Annotated in this window: 20 protein-coding genes; 10 read left to right on the top strand and 10 right to left on the bottom strand. The window is 38.1% G+C overall.

Features of this window, described 5'->3' with window-relative positions:
• Positions 1-6 precede the first annotated feature (6 nt).
• A complete protein-coding gene (locus tag I6J02_RS17250; RefSeq protein ID WP_002995694.1) occupies positions 7-255 on the bottom strand; it encodes a type B 50S ribosomal protein L31 in 249 nt (82 codons plus the stop codon).
• 225 nt (positions 256-480) lie between these two features.
• Between I6J02_RS17250 and I6J02_RS17245 the strand changes: the two genes are divergently transcribed.
• Complete coding sequence (locus I6J02_RS17245) at positions 481-819, top strand: DUF2853 family protein (protein WP_002995698.1); 339 nt, start codon at positions 481-483, stop codon at positions 817-819.
• Positions 820-836: 17 nt separating this feature from the next.
• Here I6J02_RS17245 and I6J02_RS17240 read toward each other — a convergent pair whose 3' ends face one another.
• Both I6J02_RS17240 and I6J02_RS17235 read right to left on the bottom strand, forming a co-directional pair.
• Positions 837-1487 carry a carbohydrate-binding family 9-like protein gene (locus I6J02_RS17240; protein ID WP_201679068.1) on the bottom strand — a complete coding sequence of 217 codons (651 nt, stop codon included), beginning with the start codon at positions 1485-1487 and terminating at the stop codon, positions 837-839.
• 65 nt (positions 1488-1552) lie between these two features.
• Positions 1553-2674 carry a phosphotransferase enzyme family protein gene (locus tag I6J02_RS17235; protein ID WP_201679067.1) on the bottom strand — a complete coding sequence of 374 codons (1122 nt, stop codon included), beginning with the start codon at positions 2672-2674 and terminating at the stop codon, positions 1553-1555.
• 258 nt (positions 2675-2932) lie between these two features.
• Between I6J02_RS17235 and I6J02_RS17230 the strand changes: the two genes are divergently transcribed.
• From I6J02_RS17230 to I6J02_RS17200, 7 genes are all read left to right on the top strand, one after another.
• The gene (locus tag I6J02_RS17230) at positions 2933-4276 is read left to right on the top strand and encodes a Gfo/Idh/MocA family protein (RefSeq protein ID WP_201679066.1); all 1344 of its coding nucleotides are present in this window, start codon (positions 2933-2935) and stop codon (positions 4274-4276) included.
• A gap of 199 nt (positions 4277-4475) precedes the next feature.
• Positions 4476-5351 (top strand): carbon-nitrogen hydrolase, encoded by an 876-nt coding sequence (locus tag I6J02_RS17225; RefSeq protein WP_201679065.1) that lies wholly within the window; start codon positions 4476-4478, stop codon positions 5349-5351.
• A gap of 71 nt (positions 5352-5422) precedes the next feature.
• Positions 5423-6142, top strand: a complete 720-nt coding sequence (gene blaSPI, locus I6J02_RS17220; RefSeq protein WP_201679064.1) for an SPI family subclass B1 metallo-beta-lactamase — start codon at positions 5423-5425, stop codon at positions 6140-6142.
• Between the two features lie 6 nt (positions 6143-6148).
• Positions 6149-7207, top strand: a complete 1059-nt coding sequence (locus tag I6J02_RS17215; RefSeq protein WP_201679063.1) for an agmatine/peptidylarginine deiminase — start codon at positions 6149-6151, stop codon at positions 7205-7207.
• A 33-nt stretch (positions 7208-7240) separates the two neighbouring features.
• Positions 7241-8437, top strand: coding sequence for a porin (locus tag I6J02_RS17210; RefSeq protein ID WP_201679062.1), 1197 nt, complete (start codon positions 7241-7243; stop codon positions 8435-8437).
• Positions 8438-8592: 155 nt separating this feature from the next.
• The gene (gene lpxB / locus I6J02_RS17205; RefSeq protein ID WP_201679061.1) at positions 8593-9705 is read left to right on the top strand and encodes a lipid-A-disaccharide synthase; all 1113 of its coding nucleotides are present in this window, start codon (positions 8593-8595) and stop codon (positions 9703-9705) included.
• Positions 9706-9774: 69 nt separating this feature from the next.
• Positions 9775-10419 carry a hypothetical protein gene (locus I6J02_RS17200; protein WP_201679060.1) on the top strand — a complete coding sequence of 215 codons (645 nt, stop codon included), beginning with the start codon at positions 9775-9777 and terminating at the stop codon, positions 10417-10419.
• Positions 10420-10451: 32 nt separating this feature from the next.
• Here I6J02_RS17200 and I6J02_RS17195 read toward each other — a convergent pair whose 3' ends face one another.
• The 7 genes from I6J02_RS17195 to I6J02_RS17165 form a co-directional block, all read right to left on the bottom strand.
• Complete coding sequence (locus I6J02_RS17195) at positions 10452-10916, bottom strand: Hsp20/alpha crystallin family protein (protein WP_201679059.1); 465 nt, start codon at positions 10914-10916, stop codon at positions 10452-10454.
• 18 nt (positions 10917-10934) lie between these two features.
• Positions 10935-11225 carry a hypothetical protein gene (locus tag I6J02_RS17190; protein ID WP_201679058.1) on the bottom strand — a complete coding sequence of 97 codons (291 nt, stop codon included), beginning with the start codon at positions 11223-11225 and terminating at the stop codon, positions 10935-10937.
• Positions 11226-11383: 158 nt separating this feature from the next.
• A complete protein-coding gene (locus I6J02_RS17185) occupies positions 11384-11719 on the bottom strand; it encodes a hypothetical protein (RefSeq protein WP_201679057.1) in 336 nt (111 codons plus the stop codon).
• 6 nt (positions 11720-11725) lie between these two features.
• Positions 11726-12277, bottom strand: a complete 552-nt coding sequence (locus tag I6J02_RS17180; protein WP_236582111.1) for an RNA polymerase sigma factor — start codon at positions 12275-12277, stop codon at positions 11726-11728.
• 342 nt (positions 12278-12619) lie between these two features.
• Positions 12620-13699: a DUF3810 domain-containing protein gene (locus I6J02_RS17175; RefSeq protein WP_201679055.1), complete on the bottom strand. Its 1080-nt coding sequence runs from the start codon at positions 13697-13699 to the stop codon at positions 12620-12622.
• Positions 13700-13701: 2 nt separating this feature from the next.
• The gene (locus tag I6J02_RS17170) at positions 13702-14760 is read right to left on the bottom strand and encodes a nucleoid-associated protein (protein WP_115171810.1); all 1059 of its coding nucleotides are present in this window, start codon (positions 14758-14760) and stop codon (positions 13702-13704) included.
• 17 nt (positions 14761-14777) lie between these two features.
• Positions 14778-15782 (bottom strand): histone deacetylase, encoded by a 1005-nt coding sequence (locus I6J02_RS17165; protein ID WP_201679054.1) that lies wholly within the window; start codon positions 15780-15782, stop codon positions 14778-14780.
• A 39-nt stretch (positions 15783-15821) separates the two neighbouring features.
• Between I6J02_RS17165 and I6J02_RS17160 the strand changes: the two genes are divergently transcribed.
• The gene (locus I6J02_RS17160; RefSeq protein WP_201679053.1) at positions 15822-16472 is read left to right on the top strand and encodes a YceH family protein; all 651 of its coding nucleotides are present in this window, start codon (positions 15822-15824) and stop codon (positions 16470-16472) included.
• Between the two features lie 11 nt (positions 16473-16483).
• Entirely contained in the window at positions 16484-17518 is a 1035-nt protein-coding gene (locus tag I6J02_RS17155) for a WD40/YVTN/BNR-like repeat-containing protein (RefSeq protein WP_201679052.1), read from the top strand.
• The last annotated feature ends 42 nt before the right edge of the window (positions 17519-17560 follow it).

The raw sequence follows: 17560 nt of genomic DNA, 5'->3' as shown, positions 1-17560 counted from the left end.
CAACAATTACTTTTTGTTGTAACGGCTACGGAATTTGTCAATACGTCCTGCTGTATCAACCAATTTCATTTTACCTGTATAAAACGGGTGTGAAGTGTGAGAAATCTCTAACTTAATCAAAGGATACTCATTTCCGTCTTCCCATTGGATTGTTTCTTTTGTATCTACACAAGATTTAGTTATAAAAGCGTAGTCATTTGACATGTCTTTAAAAACAACTAATCTGTAGTTTGATGGATGCAAATCTTTTTTCATTTTTTATCTATGATTACGTATATTCAACAATTGAGGTGCAAAGATAATTATAGTATTTTTTAAATGCAACAATTTTCGCATCAAATATCAAAGATTTTAAACTTCTTTCCTACTCTGACGGCAAAAATAAATTTCTTAAAACATTTATCTCTTCTCTAATGTTTGATATTCAGTTTGCTATAGCAAATTAAGTATCGGATTATCACAACTAAATTTTTAATCGTTATGAGTAAATTAGATGAAAAAGTAGCTGCATATGTTGCAGAAGCAAAAAAACTAAATCTTGGACTGGACGAATCGCTGATTCATGCTGTTGCAAAAGGCCTTGGTCCATCCATTTACAAAGCTGATGCAGAAACAGTAGCAGCATCAGACAAAGAAGAATTAGCCAGACTTAAGAACAATTTTCTAATCAAAAAATTAGGCTTGAAAGACAGTCCGGAATTAGATGCAGCCATTTCAGAAGTCATCGAAAAACTCGGAAAATCTAACAAAAACAAGTACAGAGTCCATGTCTATGCACTTCTTGCTAAAAAATTCAAAAAAGAATCTCTTTACAAATAAGCTGCTTCAGTCCGTATTTATTCAAAGCTAATCTCTCCGAAAAATTCCGGTAAATGAAAATTCGGAGTTGGAAAATCAATACGGTTCCAGGAAACAAAATGTGGGGCTGGGAGACCATCTCCACATTTATAAAAATTTGCATGTACAGATTTTCCTTTCAGTGAATCTGCTGACACCAAAGTTCCGGCTGAAGTAAACAACTTAAATGGAATTTCCAGAATAGTATTCCATAGCTTTTGCCCTTTTATACTACTTACCTCTGTATAGGTATTAATCTGCTGTATCTGCACTGCCGTCAATCTGTTTCGGGAATCTTTATCATCTGTACCATAACCCACCAGTCCTGTACCGAGCGGATTCATTTCTATATTATAATAGTGAACCTTTTGGTCAAATGAGATAAAAAACTCTACACAACTGTCTTCCCAAACAGCTTCATTGGGTCGAATATACTGGGCTTTGATATAATCTTCTCTAACCTTATAATGGATAAATATAGATTCGGAAGTATAGACGATCTGAAAATGTACTTCGGGCTGATTAGGATAGTCCTTATTCCACGTTGCCTCAGCAATCTGGTGAACAGTTGCGCCTTTAAATATTTCCTGCAGACCTGAGTAAGTATTGATCTCCTTTTGCTCTACATATTTTACTGTAAGTTTTTTCATTGGGTCATAAAATTAAAAAAGCATAACAGTAGTTGTTATGCTTAGGGTTCTAATTTACTATTTTTTCAGGCATTAACAGCACTTGATAAGATTTCTTTTAATTTATCCTCGTGCAGTTCCAGTTCTTTAACCAGTTTAAGTTGTGATTTCGTGCGAACCAGATTATGCTCTGTGTAATGAATCTTGTAATAATGATCTCCTTCCAGATAATCAGTCAGGAAACGAACGGCCTGCATATAAGGCAATAAAAATACTCCCGGTAATAAGGAATTCTTTTCATAGTCTGTTAAAAAGACCTTTGCTTCACTCATATATCCATTTGCATAAGCTTCAAAAAGCGGAATATTAAGGGTTACTCTACTCAGATCTTCTTCATCTTCTGCTCCCGAATTGATAATTGTGCGGATGGCATCACCAAAATCATAGGCTACAAAGCCGGGCATTACGGTATCCAGATCAATAACACATTGTGCCTGATCATCCTGATCTAACAATACGTTATTGAATTTTGTGTCATTATGAGTAATCCGCAGAGGCAATTTATTTGCTTTTCCCCAGTCCAGAATAGTTTTCATTCTATCTTCCAGTGAAAAGATATAATCTAATAAATCCTGTACTTCTCCAACTCGGGAGACCTGATCTGAAGAAATAGCATTCCGGAGATTGGTAAGTCTGAATTCTACATTATGGAAATTGGGAAGTATCTCCACTAACTTATTGGCATCCAGATCAGAGAGTTGTTTTTGAAAATGACCGAATGCCTTTCCTCCTTCATAAGCCTGCACTGTTGTTTCGACCACGTCATAGCTCTTCGTATGATCTAACAGAATAAACATACGCCAGTAATCTCCTTCCTCATCGTTATAATAAGCCAGGCCATTTCGTGTAGGGATCAACGTAAGTACTCTTTTATCAATTTCAGACTTCTCCAGTCCTTTACTTCTATAATCTTCTTTTAACCGTTCTATGACCAGCCGGATATTCTCCATCAATCCATCTACATCCTGAAAAATATGATGATTTATGCGCTGTAACAAATACTTCGTTGTAGATGTAGTCACTACTTTAAAAGTATCATTGATATGCCCGGAGCCAAATGGCGCTACATCTAATACTTCTCCGTCTATTGCGAATTGATTGGCTATATATAAGTTTCTATCTATGTTAACAGAATTCAAATCTGACATAATGTTTATTAAAAATGAGCAGTTTATTATTGATTAGTTTGGCTAATATCAATATAAATTATCTAAATAATAAAAAAATTTAAACTCAATCGTTTGCATAAAATTTAAGAAATTGAACAAACGATTGCACAAAAGTTTTTAGAAATCAATATATATATTTGTTGAGTGAAGTGGTTATAAACCTTTTAAATACGCCCTTGACACATTATAAATTCGATTAAATTAAGATATCAAACTTTAATCGGTTAACAAACAGTTATGGATAGAAGAAATTTTATTAGAACTACAGCTGCTGCCTCAGCTGGTTTAGGGATCATGTCAAGCACAGATTTATTTGCTCAGGATGGTAAAGTAAGACTAGCTTTTATTGGTGTAGGTCTGAGAGGACGTAACCATGTAGCAATTGCTTTAAATAGAGATGATGTAGAGATAGTCGCTATTTGTGATACACAAGAAGAGTCGTTGACACAATGTCGCAAGCAATTTGACAAGAAAGGTGCAAAACTTCCTAAAGAATACACAGGAACAATTGATGCCTACAAAAAAATGCTGGATAACGAAAAGCTGGATGCTGTTATTATTGCGACTCCATGGGAATTCCACAAAAACCAGGCTATAGATGCGATGAAAGCAGGTCTGTATGTAGGTTGTGAGGTAATAGCCGGTCTGACTGTAAAAGATCACTGGGATGTTGTAAAAGCGTCTGAGCAGACTGGAAAGCCTTATATGACATTAGAAAATGTGGCTTATCGTCGTGATGTATTAGCAGTATTAAATATGCACCGTCAAGGTCTTTTCGGTGAGATTCTGCACTTAGAAGGTGGTTATCAGCACGATTTAAGAGAAGTACTCTTCAATGATGGCAAAAGCTATTATGGAAAAGGAGTTGAATTTGGCCCTAAGGCTATTTCAGAAGCTCAATGGAGAACCAAATATAATGTAGAACAAGACGGTGACCTGTACCCTACTCACGGATTAGGCCCTATTATGCATTTTGCTGATATCAATGCCGGAAACAGATTTACACATATCACTTCTTATTCCAGTAAAGCAAGAGGATTGGCTGCTTATGTAGAAAAAATGTCTCCGGGTCATCCAAACGCTAAATTGAATTATAAAAATGGTGACATCACACAAACGATGTTACAGTGTGCAAATGGAGAAACAATGTTGTTGACACATGACACACACTTGCCTAGACCTTATTCTATAGGATTCCGTGTACAGGGTACAAAAGGAATCTGGATGGATGTAGCTAATGGTATCCACATCGAAGGTCAATCTAAGCCTCATGCATGGGATCCTGCAGCAGACTGGGTAAAAAAATACGACCATCCGATCTGGAAAAAATACGAAGAAGTAGCAAACGGATCCGGTCACGGAGGTATGGACTGGTTTGTATTTAACGGATTTATACAGGCTGTAAAACAAAAACGCCAGACTCCTATTGATGTATACGATTCTGTAACAATGAGTGCAGTATTCCCGTTATCAACAGAATCTATCAAAGCAGGAAATAAGACATTGGAATTTCCGGATTTCACAAGTGGAAAATGGAAAACCAAAAAGAACACCTTTATGCTGGATGATAGCGGTTTCTAAACCGTTATCTCCTTATCTTAAACAAGAAAGGGTTCCTGAACTTCAGGAACCCTTTCTTGTTTAAGGCCATTCACATTCTAAAAGAGTACACGAACACAATAAAGTTAAGAGACTGTAAACAAGTTAATTAAAATTTCAAACACCTATATTCCGATCGATATTGCTATCTTTGTATGTTTAACAATTTTGATAAATAGAAATGAGCAAAGTTAAAGTAGGAATTGTACAGATGTCCTGTGAAAAAGACAAACAGGCCAATCTGGACAAAGCTATTGTTAAAGTAAGAGAAGCTGCAGCCAAAGGCGCACAAATTGTTTGTTTACAAGAACTTTTCACATCCCTTTATTTCTGTGATGTTGAAGATTATGATAATTTTGATTTAGCAGAATCTATTCCGGGACCTTCTACGGATGCATTATCTGTTATGGCTAAAGAATTAGGTGTGGTTATTATTGCGTCCCTTTTTGAAAAACGTACACAAGGGCTTTACCACAATACAACAGCCATCCTGGATGCTGATGGAAGTTATTTAGGCAAATACCGCAAAATGCATATTCCGGATGATCCGGCATTCTACGAAAAGTTTTATTTTACTCCCGGAGATCTGGGATATAAAGTTTTTTCTACCAAATTTGGAAAAATCGGTATTCTTATCTGTTGGGATCAGTGGTATCCTGAAGCATCCCGCATTACAGCATTGATGGGTGCAGAGATCTTATTTTACCCTACTGCTATCGGATGGGCTACAGATCAGGATGAAGAGACAAACACCGACCAATACAATGCATGGCAAACAATCCAGCGTTCACATGCGGTAGCGAATGGCGTACCTGTAGTTAGCGTAAACCGGGTTGGTTTTGAGCAGGATGGTGCTATGAAATTCTGGGGAGGCAGCTTTGCGGCCAATGCTCAGGGTAAATTGCTTTATCTGGCATCCCATGATCAGGAAGAAGTAGAAGTTGTCGAACTGGATCTCAATCAATCGGACTACTTCCGTAAACACTGGCCTTTTCTTCGTGACAGACGAATTGACTCCTATCAACCGATTACAAAGCGCTTCATTGACGAAGACTAACATTACTTTTACAGACTTCTGTTCTGAATCAGAAGTCTGTAAAATTCATATTTATTAAATCACACAGAACAATGAGGTTCAGCAAATCCATACTTCTGATTCTATTACTGCTTACAATGACTCATTCCGGATTTAGTCAGGAACCAGGCCTTAAGATTGAAAAGTTGACGAAAGACTTCTATATATATACCACATATGTAGAGTACAGTGGCGTAAAAACATCGGCTAACGCTCTGTATATGCTTTCTAAAGACGGTGTTATACTCTTTGATACACCCTGGGATCCGGATCAGTACCAACCGTTACTGGATTCTATACGCAACAGGCATCAGCAGGAAGTTATTGCAGTATATGCAACACATTCACATGAAGACAGAGCAGGAGGATTTGGTTTTTTTAATAAAAAAGGAATACCGACATATGCTACTGCTGCTACTAATACTATTCTGAAAGCCGATCATAAACCGGAAGCGACACATCTTGTAGAGCTGGACAAGACTATTCATATCGGAGGAAAGGAATTCATAATCAAATATTTTGGTGAGGGACATACTTCAGATAACGTAGTAGTATGGTTTCCAAAAGAAAAAATATTGGACGGCGGATGTCTCATAAAAAGCAGTGAAGCCAAAAATTTAGGATTTGTAGGTGAGGCAAATGTCCATGAATGGCCAAAAACCATCCGTAAAATTCAACAGACTTATAAAAAGATTAACTGGGTTATACCGGGACACGACGGTTGGAAACAACAGGGTCATCTCGAAAATACACTTAAATTATTAACACAATAGAACATCGTGAATTCAACTATAGATTTATCATCTACACCCAAAGCATTGGGTTTTTCATTTCCTGCAGAATGGGCACCGCAAGAAGCGATGTGGCTCAGCTGGCCTCATAAAGAAGAATCATGGCCGGGTAAACTGGAAACGGTATATGCTCCCTATTCACAATTTATCAAAGCTGTTGCCGAATCTCAAAAAGTACGGATTAATGTGGCTGATGAGGAAATGAAACAGTTTGCCTGGAATCATCTGAACGATGCAGAAGCAAATCTGGATAATATTGAATTTTATTTTAATCCAACCAACGATGCCTGGTGCCGCGATCACGGACCTGCATTCGTACTGAACCAGGATTCCGTAGAAAAAGCAGTAGTAGATTGGGGATATAATGCCTGGGGAGGTAAATACCCTCCTTTTGATCTGGATGACGTCGTGCCGACAAAAATTGCTCAACACTTCGGGCACCGTCTTTTTACCCCTCCTATTGTAATGGAAGGCGGTTCTGTAGAATTTAATGGTGCCGGTACGGTACTGACAACTACAGCATGTCTGTTGAATGAGAATCGCAATCCACACCTGACAAAAGAACAGATCGAGCAATATCTGCTTGAATATTATGGTCAGGATCAGGTATTATGGCTTGGGGACGGTATTGTAGGTGATGATACAGACGGACATATTGACGATATCACGCGTTTCATAAATGAAAACACTGTAGTCACTGTAGTGGAATCAAATCCATTAGATGAAAACTACCTGTTACTACAGGAGAATCTGGAGACATTACGTACTTTCAGATTGAAAAACGGTGAACCACTGAATATTATCACCTTACCTATGCCCTCTCCCGTCATTCATGAAGACACCAGGCTTCCGGCTTCATATGCAAATTTTTACATTGCGAATGAAGTTGTCGTAGTTCCTGTTTTTAATGATGTCAATGATGAGAAAGCATTAGCTATTTTGCAGGAATGTTTTCCTACCCGTAAAGTCATCGGTATCAATTCAGTAGACATTATCTGGGGATTAGGTAGTTTCCATTGTCTGAGCCAGCAAGAACCTCTGTTATAGATTTACGTTTTTACTAACCTCCGCTTAAATAATATGAGAAAAACAGGATTCAGAGCTTTGTTGACCATTGGGATAGCATTATTATGCACCCATGTAAATGCTCAGGAACGAGATGACAGAGCTACTATTCTAAATTTTAAAGGAATACAGTTCACGAGTAAAGATTCACTTTTTTACACCAATTTCAGGTTTCGGATGCAGAATCGTGTCAAGTATACGAATACACTTGATGGTGAAAAAAATGATGAGTGGGAAGCACGTGTCAGACGGCTGCGCATGCGCGTAGACGGCTATATCTACACACCTAAGATCAGTTACTCTGTTCAATTGGCGTTCACGCGTGGAGATCAGGATTTTGATGATTCCGGAATTCCGAATATTGTTCGTGATGCGGTGATTTTCTATAATTTCAGTGACGATTTCTATATCGGATTTGGTCAGAATAAACTTCCGGGTAACCGTCAGCGGGTGAATTCTTCCGGTCAGTTACAATTTGCAGAACGTTCCATTGTCAATGCAAACTTTTCAATAGACCGGGATTTTGGTATTTCTGCAAATCTTTCCAAGAAAATCGGCAACATGCCTTTCAATCTGAAAGCAGAAATCTCCACCGGAGAAGGTAGAGCTGTAAATACGACAGACAATGGTCTTGCCTATACGGGACGTGTAGAATTCCTCCCGTTTGGTCAGTTTACAAACTCAGGCGATTACTCTGAAGGTGATCTGGAAAGAGAAGAAACGCCTAAATTATCAATAGGAGGTGGTTATAGTTTTAACAATAAAACTACCAGACTGAGCGGACAGACCGGTGCATTTGTAAAGAACGCAAAGGATCTGACTACATTGTTTGCTGATGCAATATTTAAGTATAATGGATTTGCCTATCAGGTAGAATATATGAAACGGAATGTAGATAATCCTTTCAATCAGGATCTGGAAGGAAAAGAAGTATATGTTTACAAAGGCTATGGTATAAATCAGCAGATCAGCTATTTATTCAGCAAAGGCTATGAGATCGCAGGAAGATATACGTTTGTAGACCCACACAAAGATATTCGCCCAAAAGAGGAACGTACAGAAATTCTGGAAGCCGGACTTACAAAATATATGAAGGCACACCGCCTGAAGTTTCAACTGAATGGTAACTATCTGGTCAAAGATGGTTATTACAATAATCTGATGGATGATAATAAATGGGGATTTACGTTTCAGGTCGAATTGGGGATCTGATCAAATGTGATATAGCATTAATTCGTAAGGGCTGCTTCTGGCAGCCTTTACTATTTGCAATAAAATACAAAAAAACATATGTAAATCTCATCAGTTTTGCATCATAAGAGTATTAATACTTATCTTTAAAATCAAATCAGGAAAGCGAGTTTTACATGAGATACTACCTTATTGCCGGAGAAACTTCAGGAGATTTACACGGTGCAAATTTGATTGAAGCACTGAAAAAAGAAGACAGTCAGGCTGAATTCCGGATAGTCGGCGGAAATCAGATGCAGACTGCTACAGGTCAATCGGCTCTGATTCACACTTCTGAAATGGCATTCATGGGATTTGTAGAAGTTATCAAAAATCTGAGCACGATTTCCAGAAATCTGAAAACAGTAAAAAAAGATCTTTTGGCTTATCGTCCGGATACTGTTATTCTTATTGATTTCCCTGGTTTTAATCTCAAAATAGCCGAGTTTGCAAAAAAACATGGCATCAAAGTATGCTATTACATTTCTCCCAAGATATGGGCCTGGAATCAGAAAAGAGTGTATAAGATTCGTCGTGTAGTAGACCATATGTTTTGTATTCTTCCTTTCGAAGTAGACTTTTATAAAAAATTCAACATGAAAGTGGATTACGTTGGAAATCCCCTTTTAGATGCAATAGATAAATATCGTTTTAATCCGGATTTCAAAAGAGATAACGATCTGAACGAACGTAATATCATCGCTTTGCTTCCCGGAAGCCGTAAAATGGAGATAGAACGCATATTACCGGAAATGGTAAGGTTGTATTTTCTTTTTCCGGCACATCAGTTTGTAATAGCTGGTGCGCCAAATTTCGACAAAGCCTATTACGAACAATACACTCAGGACCTTCCTATAAAAGTTGTTTTTGATCAGACTTATGATCTTCTGCGCAATTCGGAAGCTGCTGTAGTAACAAGCGGAACGGCAACATTGGAAACCGGAATTCTTAAAGTACCTCAGGTTGTCGTATACAAAGCCAATGCTTTAAGTGTGAAAATTGCCCGGTTGGTAATTAAAGTAAAATTCATTTCCCTTGTAAATCTTATCAATGATTATCTGTCGGTAATAGAGCTTATTCAGGAAGACTGTACAGATTTTGAAATTGCCAATGAACTGGCTTTACTGATTAATGATAAAGAACACAGAGCCAGTGTAATGGAGAATTATGAGGTATTAGCCTCTAAATTAGGGACTCCGGGTGCTTCTGAAAATACAGCAAAGCTGATTGTTAAGTATCTAACTGAATGATACTTTTAAACTTTTTCATATATAGATTGTCTTACTTATAGTTTTTAAGTTTTTTAATCACTGATCAATATGAAAAAATATATTATTGCACTATTTGCTTCTTTAGCCGTAATGATTACGGTTCAGGCGCAATCGCAACCGTCAACGGAACACATCTCGAAACTTGAGATCGGTAAAAAGGCCAAGAAGACTTTTAACAACCGTGATTCCAGTATGGTTATCCATATCGACACATTAATTATGGGAGATCGTGCTTCCCTCATGTTTTATGGCAAGAAAGATGTGACTTTGGTTGTGAAATATGCTGAAATCGGTAATCAGGCTTCTATATCGGGTACTGATGGAAAAAATAACGGAACCAACTTTGATATACAGGCCAATATCCAAAAATTAGGCTCTTTATACATCATCGCAAAAGGTGATGATGCCTTTAACGGAACCAAAACTTTTCCTAACGGAAATGGCGGAAATGTAAAGATCAGTCTGGATAAAGGTAGTATAAAGCCACAACAGACGGATAAAAAAGCAAAAGCTTATCTTTTTGTAGATGTAGAACCGGGAGGTCGTTCGGTTAATCCAAATTCAGATCTGAGAAATATATACAGTCGAATAAAAATGGCTCCAAGCGGATTAAGAGGTCTTCCTCAGGGACAGATTTATTCAGGAAGTCCGGGTACTACCGGAAAAATAGAAATTATCAGTATAGAACAATAAAGAGGCGGAAAATTCCGCCTCTTTATTGTTTATTAACCTACTCGTATCTCCTGAGGAGGTGTGATATTTTCCAGATCCTTGGGAAGGATAACAGTCAGAATACCATCTTCATAACTTGCAGATATTCTGGAGGTAGCAACCTGATTATTTAACTGAAAAGAACGTTCGAAAGCACCTGCCGAAAATTCTTGATACATGTAAGTGACACGCGTCTCTTCTTCAGAAGGATCGTAGCTTACCGTAAGCACACTATCCTTTACCGCTACTTTGAACCGATCTTTTTGGTAACCTGCTGCATAGAGTTGAAGGGTAAAGAATTCTTCGTTTTCTGAGATATTAGCAGGAATATTATTTTTTCTATCCGAACATGCACTGGCAAAAGGATGTTCACCATTCATAAACTCGTCTCTTAATTTGCCGAATTTTTGCTCAAATTTATTCTTGAAATGTCCGTACTTTGCGGAATGATCTGATGTATTATTAGTTTTATAGAACATTGTAATATTTATTTAAAATTAACGAATGGGGATAATAGCGTAGTTTGGGCGGTCAGTGGCCGTATACTGCGGACGGATTGCAGAAGCACTCATTTCGTAGTAAGCCGGAGCGATACCTTTTCTTCTTTCATTGCGGATCATAGCTGCCTGACGTTTTTTAAAGCGTGAGGCAATAAACATTCCTGCACCTGCCAGCAATGTACCTACCAGCAATAATTTAAAGATTAATCCCACAACCAGCGCAAGTAAACCGGCTAAAAGTGTCAAACCAATCAATCTTGGTAATATAAACCGAATTTTATTTTTCATGATTTTTTATTTTAATTATTTAATTCAAAGGCCTTTTGATAGAAGACGGGTAACATGTTATTATACTTTAATCTTTTTTAGATTTTTTTCGTAAAGGCATAAAAAATCCCAAACAGCTGGTGTTTGGGATTCATAGTTATCGTATAGAATTCATAAGATTAGCAATCATGCCATCTTCTGGAAAAGCGTTGCTTCCATTCTTCCTTAAATTTTTCCTTATCCTCGGGTGAAAGTTGTTCCAGTTTTGATCGCAGATGCGAACGGTCACAGGCCTTCCCTTTTCCTTTAAACCTGAATCCTCCAAAAAGAATTTTGGATAAGACCAATATTCCGAAGGCCTGCCAGTAACTGATTGCTTTTACCCCTATTATTTCAGGTAAAAGGGTATTCCAAAGTAACTGAACCACCCAGACCAGCAGAAAAACCATCCCGATAATAAAAGGAATCATAAAAAGAATTTTTCCTTTTTTTTCGTTTCTAAATCTGTTATTCATATCTTCTTAATATTTAAGTTCTTCGTAAAGCATATTTAAGCGCAGACGAAGATGTTTTACCGCATACCCTTTGCGGCTAATAATCGTTTTAATATTTTCTCCCTGCTGATCGGCAATTTGTTGTAATGTCATATCCTCTATTTCATTAAGCACAAATACATCTCTTTGTTTCTCGGGCAGTTCATCCAACGCTTTCATCAGCTCCTCCCAAAACACTTCCTTAAACATCTTCAGCTCTGCATTATTAGAGTCGTCAGCTAATAATATCTCTTTGATTTTCAGCTCTCCTTCATCATCCATATAGGTATGATCTTCTATGGCATCTGTTTTTTTCTTGCGGTACAGATCTGTAATCTTATTACGCGTAATAGAATATAACCATGCACTCACATTTTCCAGCTGATCGATATTAGACAAGCGACTGGTCTGATACCAGACTTCCTGCAGAATATCTTCGGCATCTTCCACTTTCTTCACTTTTCCCTTTATAAAACGAAGCAATTGGGCGCCATAGTTACGAACGACCTCCGGAAGTGAAGAAGATTGTTTATCAGACATTTGTAAGGTATGAGTGTAGTCCATAGATCAAATGACGATCGACACACCCTTTTACTTTATACATATTGAAAATAAATGTAAAAATATTTTTGATTTATCATGCTCTCTTAGTCTGATTTATTAGTTACTTCTTCTTTAGCATGCAGTTTTGATACTATAAGTACGCCAGGAAACTGTTAAAAAACCTTAAAATAACGCATGAATTATACTATCCTTCCAGCGCCTGGCGTTATATCTGTACTTTTCATAAGTTTAGGTTAATAATTGGTTAGTAACGAAACGCTTCAGGCTCCCCGCTTGAAGCGTTTTTATGATTAAACAGTTCAAAGCACTGGTTATTTGCTATCTGCATCCTTTCTTTTGGAGTTCATAGGCGAGTACAAGACGCGTCATCCGGTTGTATCTCGCTATCCCTTCAGCCTGATTGTTGTGTTGCAGATACTGATTGTAAAACAAGGCCGTGAGATCGTTGATCCAGCTCATGTATGTTTTCCAGAAAACACGCTCTTCCTCGAGGTCACTTTCGATCTTCTCTGATAATCTGTTACGGTATGATTCAAATACCCCCCTGTCTATACCACGAAGCTCACGGAGCATATATGTCACGCATTGTAAATAGGCTGAGTATCTGTAAAATTCATTTGGATGATGCTGCAAGCGCACAAAAGCAATAAAATTAGCTTCATCTTCAAAACCTATCCCCTGCTGATGAGCCAGTTCGTGTACATAAGTAAATGGTTTGGCAACTTCTGGCATAGCTGTATTAACATGCGCTTCATGCGTAAAAGGATTAAAGTATCCCGATACACCTACGTACGAAACCAGTTGGCTGTTTAGCGGAGATTTCGCGCGTACATTGGACACGGATAAGAAGGACCGGAATGTGGTATCATTCTGTACTGTTGCAACCATATCTTCCTCTATTTGCTGCCCTTTTCCTTTCCATACTTTCGGATTGACGTTTTCCCGAAGCGTGTTGGTTGTATCGATAAAGCGATCCAGTACTTCCAGGTAATCCGCCAGTTTCAGACTGTCGACACGTATATCTGCATTGCGGGAGACAGACTGTCTGTAATAGTTCATTCCCCAGCTTAGATAAAAAAAGACATATAAAACCAATCCCAGATTGATGAGCTTTGAAAAACGGAGCAAAGCAGGATAAAATTTCCTTTTGAATAATAAACAGACTGTCTGTACAGACATAAACGCTAGGAAACCGATCGCTGTACAATAAAAAATATCTCCGATGCTAAAAGGTATATATCCGAAAAAAGTGCCCGGAATAAAGGAAAATACCGGATACAATCCTCTTGAAAAGATCATTTCTACAGCACGTGTATTGCTCTGCCATAGCGTAAACACTACAATCAGAACAATCAATATCAGCGATACAATTCCGGATCTTTTCAGCTGGCTTTTCATTATTAGCTTTCGTTTTCGAAATAAACTTTATAGTAGTTCATTCCTTTCTCTTCATCAAAACCTTTTTCCAAATATTCTCTCTTTCCATGAACATAAATATGAAAATTCTTATCGAGTTTCAATACACTTTTGTAAGAAGCTTCCATTTTCTTAACGGCCTTGTCCGCAATATCAAAATTACTCTGAAAAGGAGTCTCAAATTCGTCTTCAAATTCTCCACGATATTCTTTAAACAGAGAAATCGCCTGAGGATTTCCTAATACCTGTTCTTCAAATTCTTCCTGTACAAACTCTTCCTTTTCCTTAAAATAATTCATCGAACGGTTCAGCAGATCTATTTTATCTGCCTTCTCCATTTCAAATACATCTTCCAGTTTTTCATTTACAAAATTTTTATACACTTTCAGGTAGTTTCCTGTTTGATTAAAGTTATCGTTACGGATTCGAAGTTTCAGAAATTCATCTTTCCAATACACTGCTTCCTGCTGTTTGTTTGTCTGATCCACAACCAATACCTTGTAACCTTCGTCTTCCTCCACATCGATTATCAACACACCTTTGTCCAACTTGTTGATATTGATGGCCTCTGCTTCATAATCCAGCTTAAATGCTCCCTGTTCGGGGTATACTTTAAGGTATGTTTCCTTATTTTCGGATTTAAAGATACCTATTGCCTGATGGTCTTCTCCTTCCATCTGTACATTTTTCAAGTGAACAACATACACTTCACCCGCTTTAATCTTGGGATGACCTGACACCTCATACAAATGCTTGCTGACTTGCTGAGAAAGTTCGTGAAAAGGTAGTTTATCCTCAAAAAACTGCTTTGTAAAATGATATACCTCATTGAGTTCCAGTTCTTCATTAGGATGAAAAAAACGATGAACCTCATTCAGCTTAGCGAACGGAGACAGAAAATACTGCATCAGCAACTGCGGCATCACTTCATCTTCGCCCAGATTAACGGGCTCATCAGAAAGAATATAAAATTCATCCTGCGCTTTATTTCCTACGCGGTGAATAGATAATTTTTCGAAAGTGGCATCTTGGTGAAAAAACATATATTGCGATTCTATTTTTAAAAATTATACAGCTCTATTGCTGTTCTGTATGTCTGTATGTGGGCATTTACTATATCCCGGATATGTTCGGAATATCCGCCTCCCATACTGATCTGAACGGGTACATTAAATTGCTTGCATAAAGAAAGGACGATATAGTCCCGTTCTTTACATCCTTCCGGTGAAAGCTTCAGTTTACCTAGCTTATCTGTAGCCAAAACATCAACTCCTGCCTGATAAAATACAAAATCAGGTTCAACTTTCTGAAACAGATCCGGTAATACTGTTCCTAGCTGCGACAAATAATCTTCATCTGTAATCCCGTCTTCCAAACTAATATCGAGATGAGATTGTTCTTTTATAAATGGAAAATTCTTTGCTCCATGCATGGAAAATGTAAATACATCTTTATTACCTCTAAATATATTGGCTGTTCCGTTTCCCTGATGTACATCAAGATCAATGATCAATATTTTACGTGATTTCTTTTCGGCGAGTAAATATGCTGCTGCTACAGCCTGATCATTCAACAAACAAAATCCTTCACCATATGCATAACCAGCGTGATGTGTACCCCCGGCTACATTAAAGGCAACCCCATACTGCATGGCCAAAAGCGCAGTACGGATAGTACCATCAACAATAAGCCGTTCGCGCTGAATAAGACTATCTGTCAATGGAAACCCGATTCTCCTGATCATACGTGTATCCAGTGTAAGCTCGAAAAGATCCTGTACATAAGATTTGTCATGTGCGAGACAGGCAATTTCTTTTGAAACCAATTCAGGTTCAAAAAAACTATCCCCAGATACAAGCCCTTCATGTATCAACTGCATGGGAATCAATTCATACTTCAGCATAGGAAACCGGTGGCCTTCCCTCAGCGGATGAATATAAGCGTTATGAAAAGCTATTTTAAGCAAAACAAAGTTTTCTATTTGATGACGAAGATACAAAAATGTTGCGGCACGCCTGCCTCGAAATCCTATTGAAATATTGGATTTACTAATAAAATTTAACATATTTACAGACTGACCTGCGTCAGATTTTAACTTAACTTCATGGAAAATAAATCTTTACCTCAATTATCTGCAGAAGAACTAAGGGTCTTGGGTTCTTTACTGGAAAAATCCAAAACCACACCTGAATATTATCCTATGACACTCAATGGATTACAGACTGCATGTAATCAAAAAACCTCCCGCAAACCAGTGGTTAGTTATGATGAACCGACTATTATTGCAGCATTAGATGCTTTGAAAAAGAGAGGATTAGTTTCCACAGTTGTTGGCGGTGGCAGCAGAGTAACTAAATATAAGCACAATCTCGCGATTCAGTTCCCTTTGATTCCTTCCGATCTGGCTGTACTGTGCTTATTAATTTTGAGAGGACCACTCACTGCCGGAGAGATCAATAGTAATTCGGGCCGGTTGCATGAATTTGAGGGACTGGAGGATGTGCAGGAACATCTGAATAAGCTCAGTGAAGGCGAAATAGAATATGTGAAGCAATTACCTAAACGCCCCGGACAGAAAGAAGTTCGCTATGTGCATCTGTTAGGTGAAGTAAATGAGGAAGATTATGATGAGCCTGTAAGCAATGGAGGGCAGCAGAGTCAGGTAAAGGAACTTGAAAACAGGGTTCTTGTATTAGAAGAACAACTGCAGCAACTTCGGGCAGAATTTGACAGTTTGATGCAGGAACTGCGTTAATTCGGATGTGTATGAAAAAGCTCCTCTTCTTATTATTCGTATTTCCTACTCTCTTATTTGCTCAGAACAAGCAATACAGTATTATTCCTTTAGTTCAGGATGTAAAAAGCAGTTTTAGAGGATTAGCTGTAGTATCGGACCAGATTCTCTGGATTAGTGGCAGTAATGGAACTGTCGGAAGATCTTTAGATGGCGGAAAATCCTGGGATTGGGTCAATCCGGCAGGATTCGAATCATACGATTTCAGAGATATCCAGGCTTTTAATGCGAAAGAGGCGGTTATTGTTAATGCCGGTTCTCCTGCAGTGATATTGCGTACCCGTGATGGTGGAAAAAACTGGTTACGTACATATGAGAATACTCATCCGGACATCTTTTTGGATGGAATGGATTTTTGGGATACGAAAAGAGGAATCGCATTTGGAGATCCTATTGATGGCAAACTTCAATTATTGTATTCCTCCGATCAAGGAAAGAGCTGGAATGATATATCTGCTCATCTCAAGTATTTGATAAAACCCGGAGAAGCCAGCTTTGCTGCCAGCGGAAGCACGATCTGTACCCAGCCGAATGGTAAAGTATGGATCGCAACAGGCGGATCAGTATCCCATATTTATTTTTCCGGAGATTATGGTCAACATTGGGAACAGTATGCTTGTCCCATTATACAGGGTAAAAATACGACTGGTGTTTTTTCTATAGCTTTTATTGATCATATGACAGGTGTCGTTGCAGGTGGTGATTACGCTCAGGATAAAGAAAACCAAAATAACATATTGCTGACCTCTGACGGTGGAAAAAACTGGAAAGCACCAGCAAAACCTGTTTCCGGGTTCAGATCTTCGGTTGTATATGTGAATAAGCAGACACTATTTGCAACAGGAACTTCAGGAACAGACGTATCTCATGATGGAGGAAATACCTGGACTAAAATTGCTGATTCAAGTTTTAATGTAATCGGAAAATCAAAATCCGGGAATAAAATCTACCTTACAGGAAGTAAGGGAAATGTTGCAGTACTGCAAATACAATCCTCTCTGAAATAGAGGTTAACGTGTTACTACAAAACCATTCCATACAATTGATGT

Origin of the sequence: Sphingobacterium spiritivorum, from assembly GCF_016725325.1 — a bacterium.
GTDB lineage: Bacteria > Bacteroidota > Bacteroidia > Sphingobacteriales > Sphingobacteriaceae > Sphingobacterium.
The sequence above is the reverse complement of the archived record's forward strand: the minus strand, read 5'-3'. Positions and strand labels throughout refer to the sequence as shown.